1 protein-coding gene and 1 pseudogene are annotated in these 969 nt (G+C 37.6%); both read left to right on the top strand.

Translation table 11 applies throughout. The features are described 5' to 3' along the window. Window positions 1-195: 195 nt before the first annotated feature. Entirely contained in the window at window positions 196-663 is a 468-nt protein-coding gene (tsaE, locus tag ACRCJ0_RS15645) for a tRNA (adenosine(37)-N6)-threonylcarbamoyltransferase complex ATPase subunit type 1 TsaE (protein WP_431391107.1), read from the top strand. Window positions 664-708: 45 nt separating this feature from the next. Beyond that, a pseudogene (locus tag ACRCJ0_RS15640) lies at window positions 709-969 on the top strand (GNAT family N-acetyltransferase); the annotation flags it as partial.

The following is a 969-nucleotide window of genomic DNA, read 5'->3' as shown; positions in this document are numbered from 1 at the left end:
AATCTCAGATCTTTCACGTGGTTGTATAGAAGAAGATGTCTACAAGTTAGCAATCATTACCGCTAACCAAGCCATTTTAGAAGACTAAAGCTATAGCTAATATTACTTTAGGAGACTACAAGAGTTATTAATCTTGTAGTCTTTTTGATTTTTTAGTAAAGTAAATGATGAAATTATAGGGAGAGAAGGGGTAACATGGGTTATTCAATTGATTGGGCAAGTGAAAGAGATACAGATGCTTTTGCCCAAAAATTAGCGCACTTGGTGCAAGCAGGCGATATTATTTGCTTAGAAGGAAACTTAGGTGCGGGTAAAACAACATTTACTAAATACTTTGCGAAAGCATTAGGGATCGACCAAGCCATCAAAAGCCCAACTTACACTATTATCCGCGAATATGAGGATAATGATATCCCACTTTATCATATGGACGCCTATCGACTAGAGGAAACTGGCTCAGACAGTGTTGGTTTAGAAGATTATATCAATGGGGATGGCGTTACAATTATTGAATGGCCGCAATTTGTCGTGGAAGATTTGCCTAAGGACTACCTTTGGTTAACTTTATCCGCAACAAGTGAGACTAGCCGCGTTGTTGAATTAAGCTTTGAAGGACCTCGCGGACAAGCCTTGTACGATGATTTACTGGCTGATTTAACCTAAAAAAATTATGATAGTGTAGTAGTGAAATAGAAGGATTGAGACTATATGAAAAAAGAACAATTAGAAATTACCTTAGCAGATGCGATGCCAAAGGATGCGAAAGCTTTATTAGACTTTTACAAAGAAGTGGGTAGCGAAACAGACTTCCTTTCATTTGGTGAAGAAGGTTTAGGGATTAACCAAGAACAAGAAACCCGATATTTGAAATCTTTACAAGAAGCGTTGAATAATCGTGTATTAATTGCACGATTAGGGGATGATATTATTGGAGTTGCAAGCATCGGGGCAGAACAACATGCTAAAGTT

The organism is Aerococcus sp. L_32, from assembly GCF_050689315.1.
The sequence above is the reverse complement of the archived record's forward strand: the minus strand, read 5'-3'. Positions and strand labels throughout refer to the sequence as shown.

What these genes read in the sequence shown, in the direction of transcription:
- tsaE (WP_431391107.1), top strand. Translation starts at nt 196, where the DNA reads ATGGGTTATTCAATTGATTGGGCAAGTGAAAGAGATACAGATGCTTTT.